This window comes from Bradyrhizobium campsiandrae (assembly GCF_014529705.1).
GTDB lineage: Bacteria > Pseudomonadota > Alphaproteobacteria > Rhizobiales > Xanthobacteraceae > Bradyrhizobium > Bradyrhizobium campsiandrae.
In genome coordinates this window covers 62,451-82,207 of record NZ_JAANIH010000039.1, presented here as the reverse complement: position 1 = coordinate 82,207, position 19,757 = coordinate 62,451, and the positions used below count along the sequence as shown (strand labels likewise).

At 64.6% G+C, this 19,757-nt stretch carries 18 protein-coding genes and 1 pseudogene; 10 read left to right on the top strand and 9 right to left on the bottom strand.

Annotated features, from left to right (window positions below):
* Positions 1 to 584 precede the first annotated feature (584 nt).
* From G8O24_RS26330 to G8O24_RS26295, 8 genes and pseudogenes are all read left to right on the top strand, one after another.
* Positions 585 to 1,394 (top strand): DUF3108 domain-containing protein, encoded by an 810-nt coding sequence (locus G8O24_RS26330; RefSeq protein WP_188104472.1) that lies wholly within the window; start codon positions 585 to 587, stop codon positions 1,392 to 1,394.
* Between the two features lie 476 nt (positions 1,395 to 1,870).
* Positions 1,871 to 5,266: a helicase-related protein gene (locus tag G8O24_RS26325; protein ID WP_188104458.1), complete on the top strand. Its 3,396-nt coding sequence runs from the start codon at positions 1,871 to 1,873 to the stop codon at positions 5,264 to 5,266.
* A gap of 13 nt (positions 5,267 to 5,279) precedes the next feature.
* Positions 5,280 to 5,549: pseudogene (locus G8O24_RS26320) on the top strand (RNA-binding S4 domain-containing protein); the annotation flags it as partial.
* A 132-nt stretch (positions 5,550 to 5,681) separates the two neighbouring features.
* On the top strand, positions 5,682 to 6,020 hold the full coding sequence (fdxA, locus tag G8O24_RS26315; protein WP_188104456.1) for a ferredoxin FdxA: 339 nt from the start codon (positions 5,682 to 5,684) through the stop codon (positions 6,018 to 6,020).
* A gap of 345 nt (positions 6,021 to 6,365) precedes the next feature.
* Complete coding sequence (locus G8O24_RS26310) at positions 6,366 to 7,181, top strand: CarD family transcriptional regulator (RefSeq protein ID WP_188104454.1); 816 nt, start codon at positions 6,366 to 6,368, stop codon at positions 7,179 to 7,181.
* 39 nt (positions 7,182 to 7,220) lie between these two features.
* Positions 7,221 to 7,448: a hypothetical protein gene (locus G8O24_RS26305; RefSeq protein WP_188104452.1), complete on the top strand. Its 228-nt coding sequence runs from the start codon at positions 7,221 to 7,223 to the stop codon at positions 7,446 to 7,448.
* Positions 7,449 to 7,456: 8 nt separating this feature from the next.
* Positions 7,457 to 7,675, top strand: coding sequence for a hypothetical protein (locus tag G8O24_RS26300; RefSeq protein ID WP_188104451.1), 219 nt, complete (start codon positions 7,457 to 7,459; stop codon positions 7,673 to 7,675).
* Between the two features lie 293 nt (positions 7,676 to 7,968).
* The gene (locus G8O24_RS26295; RefSeq protein ID WP_188104450.1) at positions 7,969 to 8,217 is read left to right on the top strand and encodes a hypothetical protein; all 249 of its coding nucleotides are present in this window, start codon (positions 7,969 to 7,971) and stop codon (positions 8,215 to 8,217) included.
* Positions 8,218 to 8,346: 129 nt separating this feature from the next.
* On the opposite strand, the gene G8O24_RS26290 is transcribed toward G8O24_RS26295, so the two are convergent.
* From G8O24_RS26290 to cyoA, 7 genes are read right to left on the bottom strand one after another with little or no spacing between them, the layout of a single operon-like run.
* Complete coding sequence (locus tag G8O24_RS26290) at positions 8,347 to 8,880, bottom strand: response regulator transcription factor (RefSeq protein ID WP_188104448.1); 534 nt, start codon at positions 8,878 to 8,880, stop codon at positions 8,347 to 8,349.
* Complete coding sequence (locus G8O24_RS26285) at positions 8,870 to 10,255, bottom strand: ATP-binding protein (RefSeq protein ID WP_188104446.1); 1,386 nt, start codon at positions 10,253 to 10,255, stop codon at positions 8,870 to 8,872. The genes G8O24_RS26290 and G8O24_RS26285 overlap by 11 nt, the downstream gene beginning before the upstream one ends.
* Positions 10,227 to 11,075 carry an SURF1 family protein gene (locus G8O24_RS26280; RefSeq protein WP_311972325.1) on the bottom strand — a complete coding sequence of 283 codons (849 nt, stop codon included), beginning with the start codon at positions 11,073 to 11,075 and terminating at the stop codon, positions 10,227 to 10,229. The genes G8O24_RS26285 and G8O24_RS26280 overlap by 29 nt, the downstream gene beginning before the upstream one ends.
* Positions 11,072 to 11,452, bottom strand: a complete 381-nt coding sequence (gene cyoD / locus G8O24_RS26275) for a cytochrome o ubiquinol oxidase subunit IV (protein WP_128963602.1) — start codon at positions 11,450 to 11,452, stop codon at positions 11,072 to 11,074. The genes G8O24_RS26280 and cyoD overlap by 4 nt, the downstream gene beginning before the upstream one ends.
* A complete protein-coding gene (cyoC, locus tag G8O24_RS26270; protein WP_188104443.1) occupies positions 11,449 to 12,078 on the bottom strand; it encodes a cytochrome o ubiquinol oxidase subunit III in 630 nt (209 codons plus the stop codon). The genes cyoD and cyoC overlap by 4 nt, the downstream gene beginning before the upstream one ends.
* A complete protein-coding gene (gene cyoB / locus G8O24_RS26265; RefSeq protein ID WP_188104441.1) occupies positions 12,079 to 14,076 on the bottom strand; it encodes a cytochrome o ubiquinol oxidase subunit I in 1,998 nt (665 codons plus the stop codon).
* A gap of 12 nt (positions 14,077 to 14,088) precedes the next feature.
* Positions 14,089 to 15,249, bottom strand: coding sequence for a ubiquinol oxidase subunit II (cyoA, locus tag G8O24_RS26260; protein ID WP_188104438.1), 1,161 nt, complete (start codon positions 15,247 to 15,249; stop codon positions 14,089 to 14,091).
* Positions 15,250 to 15,432: 183 nt separating this feature from the next.
* On the opposite strand from cyoA, the gene G8O24_RS26255 reads away from it, so the two are divergent.
* Together G8O24_RS26255 and G8O24_RS26250 are read left to right on the top strand one after the other, a co-directional pair.
* Positions 15,433 to 16,770 carry an MFS transporter gene (locus G8O24_RS26255; protein ID WP_188104436.1) on the top strand — a complete coding sequence of 446 codons (1,338 nt, stop codon included), beginning with the start codon at positions 15,433 to 15,435 and terminating at the stop codon, positions 16,768 to 16,770.
* 55 nt (positions 16,771 to 16,825) lie between these two features.
* Entirely contained in the window at positions 16,826 to 17,227 is a 402-nt protein-coding gene (locus G8O24_RS26250) for a c-type cytochrome (protein ID WP_188104434.1), read from the top strand.
* A 118-nt stretch (positions 17,228 to 17,345) separates the two neighbouring features.
* Here G8O24_RS26250 and G8O24_RS26245 read toward each other — a convergent pair whose 3' ends face one another.
* A complete protein-coding gene (locus tag G8O24_RS26245) occupies positions 17,346 to 18,836 on the bottom strand; it encodes a M48 family metalloprotease (RefSeq protein WP_188104467.1) in 1,491 nt (496 codons plus the stop codon).
* Positions 18,837 to 18,872: 36 nt separating this feature from the next.
* Positions 18,873 to 19,724 (bottom strand): thermonuclease family protein, encoded by an 852-nt coding sequence (locus G8O24_RS26240; protein ID WP_188104465.1) that lies wholly within the window; start codon positions 19,722 to 19,724, stop codon positions 18,873 to 18,875.
* Between the last annotated feature and the right edge of the window lie 33 nt (positions 19,725 to 19,757).

Sequence of the window (19,757 nt, the reverse complement as noted above, 5' to 3'; positions counted from 1 at the left end):
TCTGCGCCCCTGCGCGCGGTGGGGAGCGCGGACGCGCGCGACCGCGTCCGTCGTCAGGGGAGCGTCCAGGCGAAGCGTCAGCTATGCGCCGCGCGGGTGAGGGCTTTCTCCTCTGGGGGACACCAAACGGCTGACCCGCGGCGGGGACACCCTCTCCCCAGCCCTCCCCCGCTCGCGGGGGAGGGCTGGGGAGAGGGTGTCTCCGCAGTGGGGCAGCCGTTTGGTGTCCCCCAGAGGAGAAAGCCCTCACCCGCGCTGCGCATAGCCGAGGCTTCGCCTCGGCGTTCCCCTGAGGACGGCCGCCGTAGGCGGCCTACGCTCTCCCGCAAGCGGGAGAGGTATCGGAGCCCGGAGTCCGGAGACGGGCCAATCACCAAAACGGCAATGTTTGAAACGCCTTACCATCACATAAAGGGCGCAATCGGGGCCAAAGAGTCCGGTGGAGTTCCCGGTTTTTGGGCCCCGGACGCATTGCCTGGCGCTGTAACAGGCTTAAGTAACAACCACTCGCTTTCCGATTGGATCGTCTCGTGCACACGTCCTCCTTCATTCCGCCCCGGCTGCGCGCGGTCGGCCGGCTGGCGCTGGCGGCCTTCGGCGGCCTGCTGCTGGCGTGGGCGGCGGAGCCGGCGGCCGCGCAGGGCAAGCTCGAGGCCCAGTATGAGGCAACGCTGTCAGGCATTCCGGTCGGCCGCGGCGCCTGGAACATCGATATCCAGGATGACGTGTTTTCGGCCGCCGCGTCGGGGGGCACCTCTGGCCTCTTGAAATCCTTCACCGGCGGCTCCGGCACCGGCGCTTCGCAGGGGCGCATCGTCAACGGCGCGCTGGTTGCCTCCGCCTATCAGGCCTCCACCACCACCTCGAAGAAAACCGAAGAGATCCACATCACCCTCGACAAGGGCAATGTGAAGGAGTTCGGCATCATTCCCGAGCCGCCGGTCGATCCTGACCGCATCGTGGTGACGGAGGCGCATCGCCGCGGCGTGTGGGATCCGATGACGGCCTCGCTGCTCCGCGTCCCCGGCACCGGCGACACCGTCGTGCCCGAGGCCTGCCACAACTCCGCGCCCGTGTTCGACGGCCGCATGCGCTACGATCTCAAGCTCGATTTCAAGCGCATGGAGACCGTCAAGGCCGAGAAGGGCTATCGCGGCCCGGTCGTGGTCTGCGCGCTCTATTTCGTGCCTGTCGCCGGCTACATCCCCGACCGCCCCGTGATCAAATACCTCGCCGCCCAGCGCAACATCGAGATCGCCTTCGCCCCCGTCGCCGGCACCCGCATCCTGGTTCCGTTCTGGCTGAAGGTGCCGACGCCGCTCGGCCCGGCGATGCTGGAAGCCACCAGCTTCATCACCACAGCCCAGCCGCCAAGGGTGGCGAAGACACAGTAGGGCCTGTAGCCCGGATGAAATCCGGGATTCTTGGCTTTTGGCCCCGCATTCCGCTCCGCTCCCTGCGGGCTACGTCTGCCCTAGCAATATCAATGACTTACCTACTGTGCATGGGGTTGTTCCGGCGGAGAGGCGCTTTTTCGGGAATCCATTTGACTCCGCCCCAATTCTGATTCGACTCACGCCCATCCCCAACTTAAGGATTCCAGCCACCACATCGCCGCTTGTGCGTCCCTGCAAAACTCCATCTAGTGCACACGCAAAACGAGTCCCACGACCGCTTGCGTGAACGTAACAGGACTCATCAGGGAGTCAGCGATTCGGCCGCGATTCGTTCTAGAGTCGTTCCGAAGCTTAAAGGATGAGGAAAAAGCGTCGCAAAGTGAGACAGTTGCGCTTGTGGCGGGCGCTCGGCGCCCCTCCGCCCCATCAAGCCCTGACATTGGCCGCATCAGCCATTACCTAACCCGATAGACATGGCCTTCTCCCCATCCCCCTTTGCCTCCGAGCGGGTGCTTTCGGATCGCGTTCCCGGCGCCGGCGTCACCGCGGTGCTCGGGCCGACCAACACCGGCAAGACCCATCTCGCCATCGAGCGGATGCTCGCGCATTCCTCCGGCATGATCGGCCTGCCGCTGCGCCTGCTGGCGCGCGAGGTCTACAACAAGATCGTCGCCCGCGTCGGGCCCGAGGCCGTCGCGCTGGTCACGGGCGAGGAGAAGATCAAGCCGCGATCGCCGCGCTATTGGGTCTCGACCGTCGAGGCGATGCCGCGCGATCTGGATGTGTCCTTCCTCGCCGTCGACGAGATTCAGATCGCCTCCGATTTGGAGCGCGGCCACGTCTTCACCGACCGCATCCTCAACCGCCGCGGCCGCGACGAGACGCTGCTCTTGGGCGCTGCCACCATGCGCCCGATCATCGAGCGGCTGCTGCCCGGTGTCTCCATGATCACGCGGCCGCGCCTGTCTAGCCTCGAATTTGCCGGCGACCGCAAGATCACGCGCCAGCCGCGCCGCACCGCCATCGTCGCCTTCTCCGCCGACGAGGTCTACGCCATCGCCGAGCTGATCCGCCGCCAGCACGGCGGCGCCGCCGTGGTGCTGGGCTCGCTCTCGCCCCGCACGCGCAATGCGCAGGTCGAGATGTTCCAGAACGGCGACGTCGATTACCTCGTCGCCACCGACGCCGTCGGCATGGGCCTCAATCTCGACGTCGACCACGTCGCCTTCGCCTCCGATCGCAAGTTCGACGGCTATCAGTTCCGCCGCCTGACGCCGGCCGAGTTCGCGCAAGTCGCCGGCCGTGCCGGCCGCGCCACCCGCAACGGCACGTTCGGCACCACCGGCCGCTGCGCGCCGTTCGAGCCCGAACTGGTGAACGCGCTGCAGAACCACATCTTCGATCCCGTGAAGATGCTGCAATGGCGCAATTCGAAGCTGGATTTCGCCTCGCTCGGCGCGCTGCAGGTCTCGCTCAACCTCGCCCCCGGCCACGAGACGCTGACGCGGGCGCCGATCGCCGAAGACATGCGCGTGCTCGACCACGCCGCCCGCGACGCCGAGGTGCGCGATATCGCGCATGGCAAGGCCGCGGTGGAACGCCTCTGGGAGGCCTGCCAGGTCCCGGATTACCGAAAGCTGTCGCCGGCCGCCCATGCCGAGCTGGTGACGACGCTCTACGGCTTCCTGATGCGCAAAGGCTGCATCCCCGATTCCTGGTTCGCGGCCCAGGTCGACCAGGCCGACCGCGTCGACGGCGACATCGACACGTTGTCGGCTCGAATCGCACAGATCCGCACCTGGACCTTCGTCGCCAACCGCCCCGACTGGCTGAAAGACCCCGATCGCTGGCAGGGAATAACGCGGGATGTCGAAAATAAATTGTCTGATGCGCTCCATGAACGCTTGACTGAGCGTTTCGTTGATCGCCGGACCAGTGTATTGATGCGCCGCCTGCGGGAGAACACGAGCTTGAATACGGAAATCGGCAAGACCGGCGAAGTCATCGTCGAAGGCCATGTCATCGGCCGCCTCGACGGCTTCACCTTTGCACCGGATGCGGCGGAAGCCGGCTCCGATGCGAAAGCCTTGCAGGCTGCCGCGCAAGCGGTGCTCGCCGGCGAGATCAATGCGCGCGCCGAAAAACTCGGCAACGCGCCGGACGACCAGTTCGTGCTGACCTCGGAAGGCACCATCCGCTGGACTGGCGACGCCGTGGCGCGACTGTCTGCCGCGGACGACGCGCTGCATCCGCGCATCCGCATCATCTCGGACGAGCGCCTGACCGGCGCGCCGCGCGACAAGGTGCAGGCGCGGCTCGAGCTCTGGCTCAAGACCCATATCGAGAAGCTGCTCGGGCCGATGTTCGAGCTGTCGAAGGCCGAGGACGTCACCGGCATTGCCCGCGGCATCGCCTATCAGCTGGTCGAGGCGCTCGGCGTGCTCGAGCGGCCCAGAATTGCGAACGAGCTGAAGGATCTCGACCAGCCCTCGCGCGCGACCTTGCGCAAATACGGCGTCCGGTTCGGCGCCTACCACATCTATTTCCCCGGCCTGCTCAAGCCGGCCGCGCGCTCGCTCGCCGCGCTGCTGTGGGCGCTGAAGCAGGACAATGTCGATCTGTCCTCGCTCTCGGGCGCGCAGCATCTGGCATCCTCGGGCCGCACCTCCTTCCCGGTCGACAAGGCCCTGCCGCGCGATGCTTATCGCGTGCTCGGCTACAAGCAGGCCGGCGAACGCGCCGTGCGCGTCGACATTCTGGAGCGCCTTGCTGACCTGATCCGTCCCGCTTTGGCCTGGCGCGAGAATTCACCTGGCGAAAAGCCCGCCGGCGCATTCGATGGCCGCAGCTTCGTGGTGACGCAGGCGATGACCTCGCTCACCGGCTCGGCCGGCGAGGACTTTGCCTCCGTGCTGCGCGCGCTCGGCTATCGCATGGAAAAGCGTCCGCCGCTGCCGGTCAAGCCGGTGGCTGCTGCCGAGCCGCCGGCGGCGGAAGCTGCCCCCGAGGCCCCCGTCGCCGAGGAGGCCGCCGCGCCGGCGGATGCTGCACCCGAAGCCGTCACCGTCGAAGACGCGCCCGGCACGGAGCCGCACGAGCCGGAAGCGCAGGAGCAGGAAGTGCTCGCGGAGCCGGCGCTCGAAGCCTCGCCTGAAGCGCCGGTCACGCCGGAAGACGCACCCGGTGTCGCGCCGCCGGCCGAACCAGCCGCTGCGCCCGTCGAGGCTGCTGCGGAAGCCGCTTCTGCGGAAGCCGCTTCTGCCGAGGCGGCTCCTGCCGAAACCGCTGCGACGGAAGCCGCGGCATCGCCCGATGCGGCCGCGCCTGTAGCGGCTGCCGAGCCCGAGCTCGTCGAGGTCTGGCGTCCCGGCGGCCGTCACGAGGACCGCAAGCCGCGCCACGAGCGCCATCGCCACCAGCGCCACAACAACCAGCGTCCGCAGCAGGCGAGCGCCGAGGCAGGTGCTGGGGCGCCCGCCGAGGGCGAAGCTGCGCGGGCCGCTGACGGCGAGAAGCGGAACGAACGCCATCGCCACGGCGGTCCTCGCAAGGATTTCCGCAAGGGCCGCGAAGAGGGCGGTGGTGATCGTCGCGAGCAGCGTCCGGACAACAACCGCCGCTTCGAAGGCAAGGACCGCGATCGTGATCGCGGCAAGGGCAAGCCCGGCGATCGCGACGGCGGCCGCGAGCATCGCGGCGGCCGTGACCGCGACAAGGGCCGCGATCGGCGCGACCGCGAGTCCGGTCCGTCGCTGCGTCCCTACGCCTCGAGCGCCAATCCGCGCGAGCGCGATCGTCCGGCCGACCCGAACTCGCCGTTCGCAAAGCTCGCCGCGCTGAAAGAGCAGCTCGCCGGTCGCAAGGAGTGATCCAACGACCACCGAGCGGCAGCGTCTCGACAAATGGCTGTGGCACGCGCGGGTGGTGAAAGCGCGCAGCTCGGCGGCTGAGCTCGTCGTGACAGGCCACGTCCGCATCAACGGCACGCGCGAGACATCGCCGGGCCATGCGATCAAGCTCGGCGACGTCATCACCGTCGCGCTCGACCGCACCGTGCGCGTGCTGAAGGTCACCGGCTTCAACGAGCGTCGCGGCGATGCGACCTCGGCGCGCGTGCTTTACGAGGAGCTCGGTGACGCAAAGCGCAATTAATTGCGCTCGGCATTCATTTCTTGGTCGATCAAACATATAAAGCCGTCATGATCGGGCCTTCCCGACCTTGCGGCGCCGGGCCATCCGCGCTAGGCAAGCCGCGACTTTTAAAAGAGCTTTTCGGAGCGTTGGATGACTTACGTCGTCACTGAAAACTGCATCAAGTGCAAGTACACCGACTGCGTCGAGGTTTGCCCGGTCGACTGTTTCTACGAGGGTGACAACATGCTGGTCATCCATCCGGACGAATGCATCGATTGCGGCGTGTGCGAGCCGGAGTGCCCTGCCGACGCCATCAAGCCGGACACGGAACCGGGCCTGGAAAAGTGGCTCGGGGTCAACGCCGAATACGCCAAGAGCTGGCCGAACATCACCCAGAAGAAAGAATCACCTGAAGACGCCAAGGAATTCGACGGGATGGAAGGGAAGTTCGAGAAGTATTTTTCTCCGAATCCCGGCTCCGGGGACTAAAATCCGGCGCAAACTTAACCCTAATACCTTCGTCAGCGCCGAAATCCAGCCCTCAAGACCCCTAAATCATTGATTTTTGCGGGAAATGTGCTATATTGAGCACATTAAGCCGAACCCCGTCAGCCCGTTGGCCCCTCTGGGTTCCCGTGAAACCAAATGTCGAAACAGGGGCGTGGCAGTTTCCGCGCGCAGGCTGTGTCACAGAAAACGCGTAAAAAGAGTACTTCAGCGAGGGCTTCCCATAAGGAGGCCAAAAAAGTCGCCGCGGCCAGCCGTAGCGCATCCAAGGGTCGGACCACGACTAAGGCGCCGGCTGCAAAGTCCTCGAAGAACAAAAGAAGCGCAATGCCTAACAAGACTGCCAAACCGGCCGCGAAAGCGACCGTTGCCAAGCCTGCTGCTGCCAAGGCTCCTGTTGCTAAGGCTCCCGCTGCCAAGCCCGTTGCTCCGAAGGCTCCCGTTGCTGCCGCCCCTGCCAAGGCCCCCGTTGCGGCTGCCAAGCCGGCTGTGAAGCCCGCTGCTGCGCCGAAGGTCGAGGAAAAGAAGGTTGTGACCCAGCGTCAGGGCTTCAAGGCCAATGAATTCGTGGTCTATCCTGCTCATGGCGTCGGCCAGATCCTGGCCATCGAGGAGCAGGAGATTGCCGGCGCAAAGCTCGAGCTGTTCGTCATCAACTTCATCAAGGACAAGATGACGCTGCGCGTTCCGACCGCCAAGGTCGCCAATGTCGGCATGCGCAAGCTGTCGGAGCCGACGCTGGTCAAGAAGGCGCTGGAGACCCTGAAGGGCCGCGCCCGCGTCAAGCGTACCATGTGGTCGCGCCGCGCCCAGGAATACGAAGCCAAGATCAATTCGGGCGACATCGTCGCAATCGCGGAAGTCGTGCGCGATCTCTATCGTTCGGAGTCGCAGCCGGAGCAGTCCTACAGCGAACGTCAGCTCTATGAAGCGGCGCTCGATCGTCTGTCCCGCGAGATCGCAGTGGTGCAGCACTCGACCGAAACCGAGGCGGTCAAGGAGATCGAGGCCCAGCTCGCCAAGAGCCCGCGCCGTGCCAATGCCAAGGCGGAAGCCGCTGACGGTGAAGGCGAGGCGGACGCCGAGGGCGATGCCGACGATACCGATGGCGACGACACCACGGTCGCCGACGAGGCCGCTTAAGCACCTCGCCTCGATCGCAACAGATCAAAGCCCGGCCGTTTGGCCGGGCTTTTTGTTGTGCGCGCGGACTTCATCATTGATCCCGGTGAGCCCGGAGCCGATCCGCAGTCACTGATGAAAGCAGCGAGCAAGGCAGCTTTCACGATCATGACCACGTCGATCCTCCGCGCCCTTCAGTCCTGCCTGCTCCTGTGCTGCATGACGTTTCCCGCCGCATCGGCCGAACGCATCGTGTTCAGGATGACCCTGATGGCGTCAACCGCCTGACCCTTGACATGGCTGCGTCCCTTCCGGCGCGCGTGTCGTACTACCTCGAAGCGACGCTGCTCTCGAAGCCCAGCGACATCTTCGCCATGTCCGATTTCTACAGCGACCTGACGACGTGGCGCGCGGAATGCAGCGCAACCAGGCTTTGCCGCTTCGACATCAATGCGCGCTTCTATCAGCAGGGTGTTGACATCACGATCATGTCGCGCGGCGCGGTGGAGAAGTAGTCGCTTCCCGATCAACGGAATCTGGAAGTTGGTCGGCTCGTTCTGCTCTGTATCGAAACCAGGGCCAGCAATATCAATATTGTGGCGAACGAATCTCCGATCCCGAGGCTGCATCTCTCGAAGGGCGGCCAGCTCGCATCACTGCCGTGAATCCTTGCAAGACGTGTCACCAGAAGGCGAGCATTTCACTTTGTGGTGACGAAGATGCTTGTAAGTACCGGGTGATGCCCAGGTTGTGCTATGGCTTGTAACGCTCCAGGGGGGAAATCTCAGGAAATCTCGAGGAGCAAACCATGACAAGAAAACTATTCATCGCTCTTGCGATCGTCACTCTGTCGGCTTCCGCCGCCTCTGCCGCGTACCATCATCACCATGCGCTGAATGCAAATGCTGCCGCACCTGACCCTGCGGCTCCGCCTTCCATCGGCTGGACCGGTGGTCCCAACAGCACCGATCACGCCACCTATCTCCGCAATCTGCACGATTCCGGCTACAATCCGAAGAATGATCGCGACGCCAACGGAAACGAGGCGGCACAATAGCGATCCTCGAGGCCGCGAGGGCGAAAGCGTAAGCCGCCGGCTTGCATTCCCGCAGGGATGGCAGGCGGCAGTTTTTCCGCCCTCGCGACTTGGTGACGCGTCGCCGCTCGCTCGCGCCGCGAGGGCGGCCTACTTCACCGGCCGTTTCTCCAGCTTCCTCGCCAGCGTGCGCCGATGCATGCCCAGGCGTCGCGCAGCCTCGGAGATGTTGAAATCGGTTTCGATCAGCGTCTGGTGGATGCGCTCCCATTCGAGCGTCTTGATCGAGGTCGGCCGCACATCGAGTGCGACGTCGGCGTTGCCTTCGGCCTTGTTGAAGGCAGCCTCGATGTCGTCGGTGTTGGACGGCTTTGCGAGATAGTGGCAGGCCCCGAGCTTGATGGCCTCGACCGCGGTCGAGATGCTGGCGAACCCCGTCAGCACCACGATCAGCATATCCTCGTCGTGGGTGTGCAACAGCTCGACGCAGGCCAGCCCAGAGGCGCCGCCGAGCTTGAGGTCGACCACGGCGTAGCCGAAGGATCTGTCCACCAGAACTTTCCGGACGTCCTCGATCGAAGCGGCGAGCACGACCTCGTAGCCGCGACGCTCGAACGAGCGTTTCAGCGTGCGCGCAAAGCCTTCGTCGTCCTCGACGACGATGAGCGAACGGTCAGGCGTCAAAGCTGCCTCCGATCGCGAGCGTGGCAAGCGGCAGCGTCAGGCGGACCGTGGCGCCGCGCTTCCTGTGGTTCTCGGCGGTGACGCTGCCCCCCAGCTTACGCACCACGTTGACCACCAGGAACAGGCCGAGCCCGCCGCCGGCGCGGCCCTTGCTCGATTGATAGGGCTTTCCGAGTTGCGCCAGCATTTCCGGCGCGAAGCCTGGGCCGCGATCGCTGATCGAGAGCACTAGATTGTCGCCCTCGCGTTCGGCCAGCAGCTCGACCCACTCGCGCGAGACCTCATAGGCGTTGTCGAGCACGTTGAAGATCACCTGCTTCAGCGCGATGTCGGAGACGATGGCAACGTCCTCGCCGAAGGTGTTGACAAAATAGAGCGTCCGCGCCGAACGGGCGTCGCGCCATTCCTCGACCAGCGCGGTGACGAAGGCCGTCACCGTCGTTGGCGACGATCCCTCTCCGCGGGCCTCGCCGGCTGAGACCAAGATGCCCGTCACGATGGATTTGCAGCGTTGCAGCGAGGTTTCCATCTCCGTGAGGTCCTCCGCGAGCTCCTGATCGGCGGCGAGGTCGGGCATGCGTCGCCAATCGCTGAGGATGACGGAGAGCGAGGCGAGCGGCGTGCCAAGCTCATGAGCCGCGCCGGAGGCGAGTAGGCCCATGCGGACGATGTGATCCTGCTCGGCGGCGTGCTGGCGCAGCGCCGCCAGATGCGCGTCGCGCTCCCGCAAATTCCTGTTGATGCGGGTGACGAACACCACCAGCAGTACGGCGTTGAGGACGAAGCCCAGCAGCATGCCGGCGACAGTGAGCGTGTAGGTCTCGCTCAGCGGATTTGGCGGCAGATCGAGCGGCCGGTAGGCCATGGTCAGCCACACGAAGCTCGCGCAGCTCAGCGCCACCAGCGACCAGGTCGAGCGGGCATCGAGCAGCACCGCGCCGAGCGTGACCTGGAGCAGGAACAACGAGGTGAAGGGATTGGTCGCGCCGCCGCTGAGGTAAAGCTGCGCGGTCAGCGCGGCGACGTCGAGCATCAAGGCGACCAGCAGCTCGTTGTTGGTGATCGCGGCGCGATGGCGCACCCAGACCAGGCTCGAGACGTTGAGCAATACCAGCGCGCCGATCACCGCGCCCATACGTGTCAGGGGCAGGGGGATGCCGAGCCAGAAATGCACGCCGCCGATGGTCACGATCTGGCCGACCACCGCGGTCCAGCGCAGCTGGATCAGCAACGCCATGTTCTTGCGGTTGGTCTCGTCGTCGGTGGGGGCCGCGCCGATCAGCTCGCCGCGCGCGTCCGCCTGCGATTGCAGCGTGACGGCCAGCTCGCCAAGATTAGTCCTGTCGTCAGGTCGGTTCGACGATCGTTCCAGCATCTGATCCCGTCCTGCGGGCGGAGGCGTCTAGGTCGCCGGCCGGTTCGTGGACGAAGCGTTGGCGGCGGAACAGCCCGCCGCGAAATGTGACGAAAAGTCTGCCGGCCAGCATGAAAGCCAGGGCAAACCACGTCAGCGCGTAGATCAGGTGGTTATTGGGAAAGCGGATCACGGTCAATCCGCCGATGGGACCGCCAGCGGATTGTGATCCGGCGTCGGCATCGATGAAGAAGGGCGCCACATTCCGGAGATCGCGGGCGGCCGCAATCGCGGCGACATCCCGCGAGTACCAGCGGTTGTGTTGGGGTACGTTGTCCCTGAGGAAGCCGCCTTTTGGCTCGGTGATGCGCAGGAGGCCGGTGATTTCGACCTGCCCGGCCGGATTGCCATCCTGTCGCGTCGATGCGTCGCGCCGCTCCGACGGCACGAAGCCGCGATTGATCAAGACAGTCGTGCCGTCGGCGCGCTGGAGCGGCGTCAGCACCCAATAGCCGGGGCCTTCCTCGGTGACGGCCTGGACCAGCGTCTCGCGGTCGTGCAGGAAACGGCCGGAGACGCCGACATGGCGGTATTCGTCGCTCGCGGCGGAGATCGTGGGCCACGAGGCGGCCGCAGGGATGGGCTGCACCGGGGCATGGACGCGCTGCTCGACCCGGTCGATCAGCGCCAGCTTCCAGGCGCGGCGCTCGACCTGCCAGACGCCGAGGGCCATCAGAACGACGAAAGCGGCGAGGGGGAGAACCGTGAGCCAAAGGCGCGGACGCGCAGCCACAGGCAGGCTGCGCGTTTCGTCGTCCTCTGGCCTCACCGGATCGTTCACTTCATTCCCGTCATCTCGTGGATCGGCATCATGTTGCTGTTGAGGTGGTTCATCACCCATAGCGAACCTGACAGCGCGATCACCACCATCACGATGGTGAAGATCAGCGCCATCATGCTCCAGCCGTTCTCGGACTTGGTGTTCATGTGCAGGAAGTAGATCATGTGCACGACGATCTGCACCACCGCGAAGGCCATGATGACGAGCGCGGTGATCTGCTTGCTCGGCAGCGTGCCGCTCATCACCAGCCAGAACGGGATCGCGGTGAGCACCACCGAGAGCACGAAGCCGAGCATGTAGCCCGAGAACGTGCTGTGGGCGTGGCCGTCGTCGTGGTGATGGTCGTGCGCGCCGGCTGCGTGGGTATCGGTGCTCATCGCAGAACTCCCAGGAGATAGACGAAGGTGAAGACGCCGATCCAGACCACGTCGAGGAAGTGCCAGAACATCGACAGGCACATCAGGCGGCGGCGGTTGGCCTCGATCAGGCCGAACTTCCAGACCTGCACCATCAACGTCACGAGCCAGATCAGGCCGCAAGAGACGTGCAGGCCGTGGGTGCCGACCAGGGTGAAGAAGGCGGACAGGAAGGCGCTGCGCTGCGGCGTGGCGCCTTCATGGATCATGTGGGCGAACTCGGTCAGCTCGATGCCGATGAAGGCGGCTCCGAACAGGCCGGTGATCAGGAGCCACATCTGCGTCTGCGCGACCTTGTTCTGCTGCATCGTCAGCATGGCAAAGCCATAGGTGATCGACGACAGCAGCAGCATCGAGGTGTTGACCGCGACCAGATCGAGGTCGAACAGGTCCTTCGGTGCGGGCCCGGCGGCGTAGTTGGCGCCGAGTACGCCGAAAGCGGCGAACAGCATCGCGAAGATGAGGCAGTCACTCATCAGATAGATCCAGAAGCCGAGCGAGGTGCTGTAGCCTTCCGGATGCGGATGTTCGTCGGCGAGGTAGAACACCGGCTCGCCGGTTTGGGTGGGATTGACAGCGACAGTCATTTACTTGGCTCCGGCGAGCAGTTTGGTGCGCGCGTCCTCGGTCCGGATGACGTCGTCAGCCGGAATATCGAAGTCGCGGTGATAGTTGAAGGTGTGACCGATTCCGACGGCGAGCATCGCGATGAAGCTCAAGGCGGCCAGCCACCACATGTACCAGATCAGGCCAAAACCCATCGCGGTGGCGAAGCCGGCGAGGATGATGCCGGTGCCGGTGCTGCTCGGCATGTGGATCGGCTTGAACCCGGTGAGCGGACGCTGATAGCCGCGCTTCTTCATGTCCCACCAGGCGTCGTTGTCGTGAACGACGGGGGTGAATGCGAAGTTGTAGTCCGGCGGGGGCGAGGAGGTCGCCCATTCCAGCGTGCGCGCGTCCCAGGGATCGCCGGTGACGTCCTTGAGCTGCTCGCGCTTGAGGAAGGACACCGCGAATTGCATCAGCATCGAGAGAATGCCGAGGAAGACGAGGCCGGCGCCGATCGCGGCGATGACGAACCAGATCTGCAGGGACGGATCGTCGAACACCCGCAGACGGCGGGTCACGCCCATCAGGCCGAGCACGTAGAGCGGCATGAAGGCCATGTAGAAGCCCGTGACCCAGAACCAGAACGAGCACTTGCCCCAGAACGGATCGAGCCTGAAGCCGAACGCCTTCGGGAACCAGTAGTTGATGCCGGCAAACGCGCCGAACACCACGCCGCCGATGATCACGTTGTGGAAGTGCGCAATCAGGAACAGGCTGTTGTGCAGCACGAAGTCGGCCGGCGGCACCGCGAGCAGCACGCCGGTCATGCCGCCGATCACGAAGGTCAGCATGAAGGCGATCGTCCACAGCATCGGCAGCTCGTAGCGGATGCGGCCCCGATACATCGTGAACAACCAGTTGAACATCTTCGCGCCCGTCGGGATCGAGATGATCATCGTGGTGATGCCGAAGAACGAGTTGACGCTGGCGCCCGAGCCCATCGTGAAGAAGTGGTGCAGCCACACCAGGTACGACAGGATGGTGATGACGACGGTGGCGTAGACCATCGAGGTGTAGCCGAACAGGCGCTTGCCGGAGAAGGTCGAGGTGACTTCCGAGAAGATGCCGAAGGCGGGAAGAACCAGGATGTAGACTTCAGGGTGGCCCCAGATCCAGATCAGGTTCACGTACATCATCGGGCTGCCGCCGAAATCGTTCGTGAAGAAGTTGGTGCCGACGTAGCGATCGAGCGAGAGGAGCGCAAGAACCACGGTCAGGACCGGGAAGGAGGCCACGATCAGGATGTTGGTGCAGAGCGAGGTCCAGGTGAACACCGGCATCCGCATCATGGTCATGCCGGGGCAGCGCAGCTTGACGATGGTGCAGATCAGGTTGATGCCGGACAGCGTCGTTCCGACGCCCGCGACCTGCAAACCCCATATGTAATAGTCGACGCCGACATCAGGGCTGTAGCCGATGTTCGACAGCGGCGGATAAGCCAGCCAGCCGGTGCGGGCGAATTCGCCGATGAACAGCGAGAGCATCACCAGCACCGCGCCGCCGACCGTCATCCAGAAGCTGAAATTGTTCAGGAACGGGAATGACACGTCGCGCGCGCCGATTTGCAGCGGCACGACGAAGTTCATCAGGCCGGTGACCAGCGGCATCGCCACGAAAAAGATCATGATCACGCCATGGGCGGTGAAGACCTGGTCGTAGTGATGGGCCGGGAGGAACCCTTCCGATCCGCCGAACGCCATCGCCTGCTGCGCTCGCATCATGAGCGCGTCCGCAAAGCCGCGCAGCAACATCACGATGCCGAGGACCATGTACATGACGCCGATGCGCTTGTGGTCCACGCTGGTGAACCATTCGCGCCAGAGATAGCCCCAGAGGCGGAAATAGGTGAGGCCGGCGAGCAGCGTGACGCCGCCGAGCGCGACCACCGCGAACGTGCCGACGAGGATCGGCTCGTGCAGCGGCAGCGAGTCGATGCCGAGCCGGCCGAAGATGAGCTTGAGAAGATCAGGAGACATTGCTGGATCTCTTTAAGAATCGGACTTGGGACGCTGCCCCAGGAAGAAGGACGAGGACCTCAGCGGCGTGAAGGTCGGCCGCTTCAGGCCGGCACCCAGGAGCGGCGCGGTGTCGAGCGGCGCCTTGATCGCGGCCGTGGTCTGGCCTTGCGGCGCATCGGGCGTGCAGGTGCCGACGACGAAGCTCGGCTCGGGACCGAGGGCCGTGCCGCGGCGGGCGTATTTGTCGTAGGAGAGCGGCAGGGTGTTGTTCAGGCCTTCATGGCCGTTGCCGCCCTTGGCGTCGATTGCCATCATCTCGCTCTGGCACATCTTGCCGGTCTCGACGCACATGTTGAGGATCAGGCGATAGAGATCGGAGTCAACAGTGCCCCAGCGGCGCACCGGCTCGTTCTCGCTGGGCTTCTCGAGCTGGAGATATTCGGCGCGGCCGAGCGAACCACCGGCCGATTTGGCCTGCGCGACCCAACCGTCGAAACCCTTGTCGTCGAGGCCCTGGAAGTTGAAGTGCATGCCGGAGAAGCCGGCGCCGCTGTAGTTGGCGGAAAAGCCCTTGTAGGTGCCGGCGTGGTTGACGACGGCGTGGAGCTTGGTCTCCATGCCCGGCATCGCATAGATCTGGCCGGCGAGCGCGGGGATGTAGAACGAGTTCATCACCGAAGAGGCGGTGATGCGGAAGTTGATCGGCCGATCGACGGGAGCGGCCAGGTCGTTGACGGTGGCGATGCCGTAGTCGGGATAGATGAAGAGCCACTTCCAGTCGAGCGCGACGACATCGACCTCGAGCGGCGCCTTCGACTGGTCTATGGCGCGGTCGGCATGGATGCGGCCGAGCGTGCGATAGGGGTCGAGCAGGTGGGTGCCCATCCAGGTCAGCGCGCCGAGGCAGACGATGATCAAAAGCGGCGCCGACCAGATCACCAGCTCGAGCTTGGTCGAGTGATCCCAATCCGGCTCGTAGCGGGCCGTGGTGTTGGACTGGCGGTAGCGCCAGGCGAACAGCACCGTCAGCGCCATCACGGGGAGGACGATCAGGAGCATCAGGACAGTGGAGATGATGACGAGGTCGCGCTGTTGCGCCGCGATATCGCCGGCTGGCGCCAGCACAACGTAGTTGCAGCCACTGAGCGCGACTGCCAGGGGTAGCAGCGCCAGGATCTTGAGACGGGACACGGGCCGAGCCTTATGAGAATGAGTTTCCTTTGCGGGGCCAACGGGTAGCTGCGGCGCAGCAATCCGGACATTGGACAATTTGTCCAATGTTGCACTGCGGGATGTTGGGTCAGACAGGGCCCGATTGCCTGGTGGACTGCCGGGCGGTCGGCTTTGGTTTTCAGGACGTTAAGGGCTTAACGCATGGCGACGGCACAGACCCCCGCAATGGCGGATATCCACTCGGGCGAGCATGGCCACGACCAGGCCAGCCCCGGCGAGATCGCCATCGGCGTCATCATCGGCCGTACCTCGGAATTCTTCGACTTTTTCGTCTACGCGATCGCCTCGGTGATCGTGTTTCCGCGCCTGGTGTTCCCGTTCACCAGCGAACTGACCGGCACCCTCTACTCCTTCATGATCTTCGCGCTGGCCTTCATCGCCCGGCCGGTCGGAACCGTCATTTTCATGACCGTGGACCGGGAGTACGGCAAGACCGCCAAGCTGGTCTCGGCGCTGTTCCTGCTCGGCACCGCCACCGTGGCGCTGGCGTTCCTGCCCGGCTATTCCGAGATCGGCGTGGCCGCGATCTGGCTGCTGGCGCTGGCGCGTCTCGCGCAGGGTCTGGCCTGGGGCGGTGCCTGGGACGGCATGGCCTCGCTGCTGGCGCTGAACGCGCCGGCCTCGCAGCGCGGCTGGTATGCGATGGTGCCGCAGCTCGGGGCACCGCTCGGACTGATCGTGGCGAGCGCGCTGTTCGCCTATTTCGCCGGAAATCTCTCGGCCGGCGATTTCTTCGACTGGGGCTGGCGCTATCCGTTCTTCGTCGCCTTCGCCATCAACGTCGTGGCGCTGTTCGCGCGCCTGCGCATGGTGACGACGGAAGAATATGCCTCGCTGTTCGAGACCCGCGAGCTGCAGCCCTCGCGTATCTCCGACACGGTTGCCCGCGAAGGCCACAACATCATGCTCGGGGCGTTCGCGCCGCTGGCGAGCTTCGCGCTGTTTCACATGGTGACGGTGTTCCCGCTGTCCTGGGTGTTCCTGTTCACCCGCGAAAGCCCGGTGCGCTTCCTGATCATCGAGATCGTCGCCGCCGTGTTCGGCGTCGCCGCGATCGTGGCTTCGGGCATCATCGCCGACCGCGTCGGCCGCAAATCGCTCTTGATGGGATCGGCGATCGCGATCGCGATCTACAGCGGTTTTGCTCCCCAGCTGCTTGACGCCGGCGCGTTCGGCGAGACCATCTACATGGTGATCGGCTTCATCCTGCTCGGGCTCTCTTTCGGCCAGTCCTCGGGCGCGATCGCCTCGAACTTCAGGCAGATGTACCGCTACACGGCGTCCGCCCTGACCTCTGACATGGCCTGGCTGTTCGGCGCCGGCTTCGCGCCACTGGTGGCGCTGCTGCTCGCCACCAATCTCGGCGTCATCGCTTCGGGCGCGTATCTGCTCTCGGGCGCGTTCTGGACCCTGCTCGCGCTCTGGCTCAGTGGCCAGCGTGAGGCGGGCGACATGGACGCTGGCGAATCGTCGAACTGACGGGAATAAAATCGGGCTCGGGCGATCCTGTTTGCTGCCGCAAACAGGAGATCACATGAACGTCCGGTCGAATTCCGTCTTTTCGCCAGGCACAACAAGCCTGGCCGTCGCGACCATTGCGATTGCACTTTTCTGTGCAGCAGGCCCCGCCAGCGCGACCGGCAATGCCGCGCGCGGCCAGACGCTCTACAAGGGCTGCGCGGACTGTCACGCGATCAACGAGAACGGCGTCGGCCCGATGCACAAGGGCGTGGTCGGGCGCAAGGCGGGCAGCGTTGCCGGATACGACTACTCGCCCGATCTCAAGAACTCGGGGATCGTCTGGACCGAAGAAAATCTCGACAAATGGCTGACCGGGCCGCAGGCCATGGTGCCTGAGACCAAGATGTTCTTCGATGTGCCGGACGCGCAGGACCGCGCCGATATCATCGCGTATCTGAAGGAAAAGGCGCGGTAATTAGCCGGTCTCGTAGGGTGGGCAAAGGCGCGTCAGCGCCGTGCCCACGATCTGTCGACAACATGAACGGATGGTGGGCACGCTTCGCTTTGCCCACCCTACGGCACCGCCCGTTTCGTCAATCCGTCACGATCTTCACGCGGTCTCGCACCTTCACCTGCGCGGTGCGATCGAGGCCGTTCAGCACCCGAAAACGCTCGGTGGGATGATCGACGCCGGCCATGCGGTGGGACAGCGATTCCACGGTGTCGCCGGGCTGCACGGTGATGACCTTGATGCGCAGCGGACGGGCGGCCTGGATCTCTTCGAGTGTCAGTCGGCGGAACGAGTTCACGGTTTCGCGCGCATTGCGCTCGCTCTCGGTCGACTTCTGTCGTGTCGCGAAGATGAAGCGATAGACGTCGCTGCCGAAGCGCAGCGCATAGACCTTGAACTGCCACTGGTCGCCCTTGGCCGTGGCGGACGCGGCCGGAAAGCCGTTGATGGTGAGGTCCTCGGTCGAGGCCTTCTCGACGCCCTCCATCCAGCCGGAATTGAGGTAATCGCCGAGCGACTGCTCGGCCGGCACGCGCACGACGTCGAAGCGCATCGCCTGCGAGCCGCCGTCGCGCACGCCGATCACCGCCTGCGCGGTGTTGTCGAGCGTGAAATTATCAGGCGCCTGGAAGGTGAAGCCGAGCTTCGGATGCAGGAAACGCCGGCCACGGACGAAGCCTTCGCTGGGATCCTCGCCATAGACGAGATTGTCGATCGCGGCGAGATAGGTCTCGCGGTCGCGCTCGCCACCTTCGGGGACAACATATTGCCGCGCGATGGTCTGGGCATTCTGCACGCGTTCGGGCGTGGCCGGATGCGACGAGGTGAAATCCTGGGCGCGCGGATCGAGCGAGCTCTTGCCGGCCTTCAGCTCGGCATTTCGCTCCATCGCCGAGAGAAAGCGGGCCGCCCCATAGGGGTCGAAATGCGCTTTCGCGGAGATGCCGACGCCGATGCCGTCAGCCTCGAATTCCTGGTTGCGCGAAAAGCTCGCCATCGTGAGCTTGGTCTTGGCGAGCGCGAGCGCCGTCAGATCGGGATCGTTGCTCATGTCGGTGACGACGCGGGTGACGATCGCCGCCTGGCGGGCCTGGTCCTCGCGCATCGCGGCGTGCTTCGACAGCACATGCGCCATCTCGTGGCTGAGCACCGAGGATAATTCCGAGGTGTCGCTCGCGAGCGCAAGAAGCCCGCGCGTGACATAGAGCTGGCCGTTCGGCAGCGCGAAGGCGTTCACCGCGCCGGAATTGAGGATGGTCACCTTGTAGCCCTGGTCGGGACGGTCCGACGCCGCGACGAGCCGGTCGACGGTCTTGCTGACAAGCGATTCGAGCTTGGGGTCGTCATAGGTGCCGCCGTAGCTCGCCAGGATTCGCTCGTGTTCTCTCTCCGTCGCGGGGGTCTGGGCGACAGCCGGCTTCGGCTTCGGCATGGCGACGGTTGGCGGGGCTGCTGCGGTCTGGAACCGGCCCATATCACCGCAACCGGCCAGCGCTGTAGCCAGCACGAGGCAAAGCGCGGCCGGCGCAGCCCGCAGGCGGCGGCCATCACCTCGTCCGTGCCGTTCTAGCACCCCATTCACGTCGTTTAACCCGTGCCCGGCCCTGGTTTAAGGCCTTACCCCTGTCGGCTCGTTTGCGCCCAGCAACTCGACCTGCCCCACGAGCCGCAGATCGATACGCGGCCCCGTCGTCCCCTCAACCCAGCCCCGAACGCGAACTCGCTTATTCTCCAGGGACTTAAGGGTCGTTCCGGCACTTTCGAACGCCGGCAGATTGCGCCTTGAAATAGTCGCCGCAAAGCCGTGTGTCCAGTTCCGGCCGAAGTTGAGGTAGGTCATTGCCCCAGCTTGCCGGACCGACAGGACTTTGCCCTCGACCACCATAAAGCGCCCGATCCCGGCCAAAATATCGTCCGGACTTTCCGCGTTTTTTATGGCCGACGGGTCAGCCCAGTTGCCCTTTTTTTGGCGCCGCGCCTCGGCCTCGGACGTCATCAGGGCGGTCGCGCACTCCTTGTCGGCGATTTCGGCGGACACGAGGGCGTCGCCTTGGGCGAGCAGCATGGCCTGCGCTGAGATGTCGCTTTCGCCGATGAACACCAGCGCGCTTTGCCGACCATAGCGGTCGGGGGTGTCGTCGGCGCTGCGCAGCGTCACGTCGCGGCCGACGAGCAGCGAGATCAGCGCCTGCTTTGTCGTCGCGGTCGGTTCGATCCCGGTGAGGCGGATTTCACGGCCGTCGTCGAGACGCAAACTGCGCGCATCGACGATTTCAGCGACACGACCTTCGCCTTGGGACGCGAACTGGCACGGTGTCGCGACCGCCGAGCGACTTGCGGCGAGAAGAAATACGACGATGAGGTGAAGCGGTCGTGTCACGATACCCGAAGAGGTTGCGTTTCGCGTTGATGTTAACTCAAGCGCGGTGATGCGCGAAGAGGCTTGCTCACACTCCGTGATCGCTCGCAAACGACGTGGAGATATTTATCCATA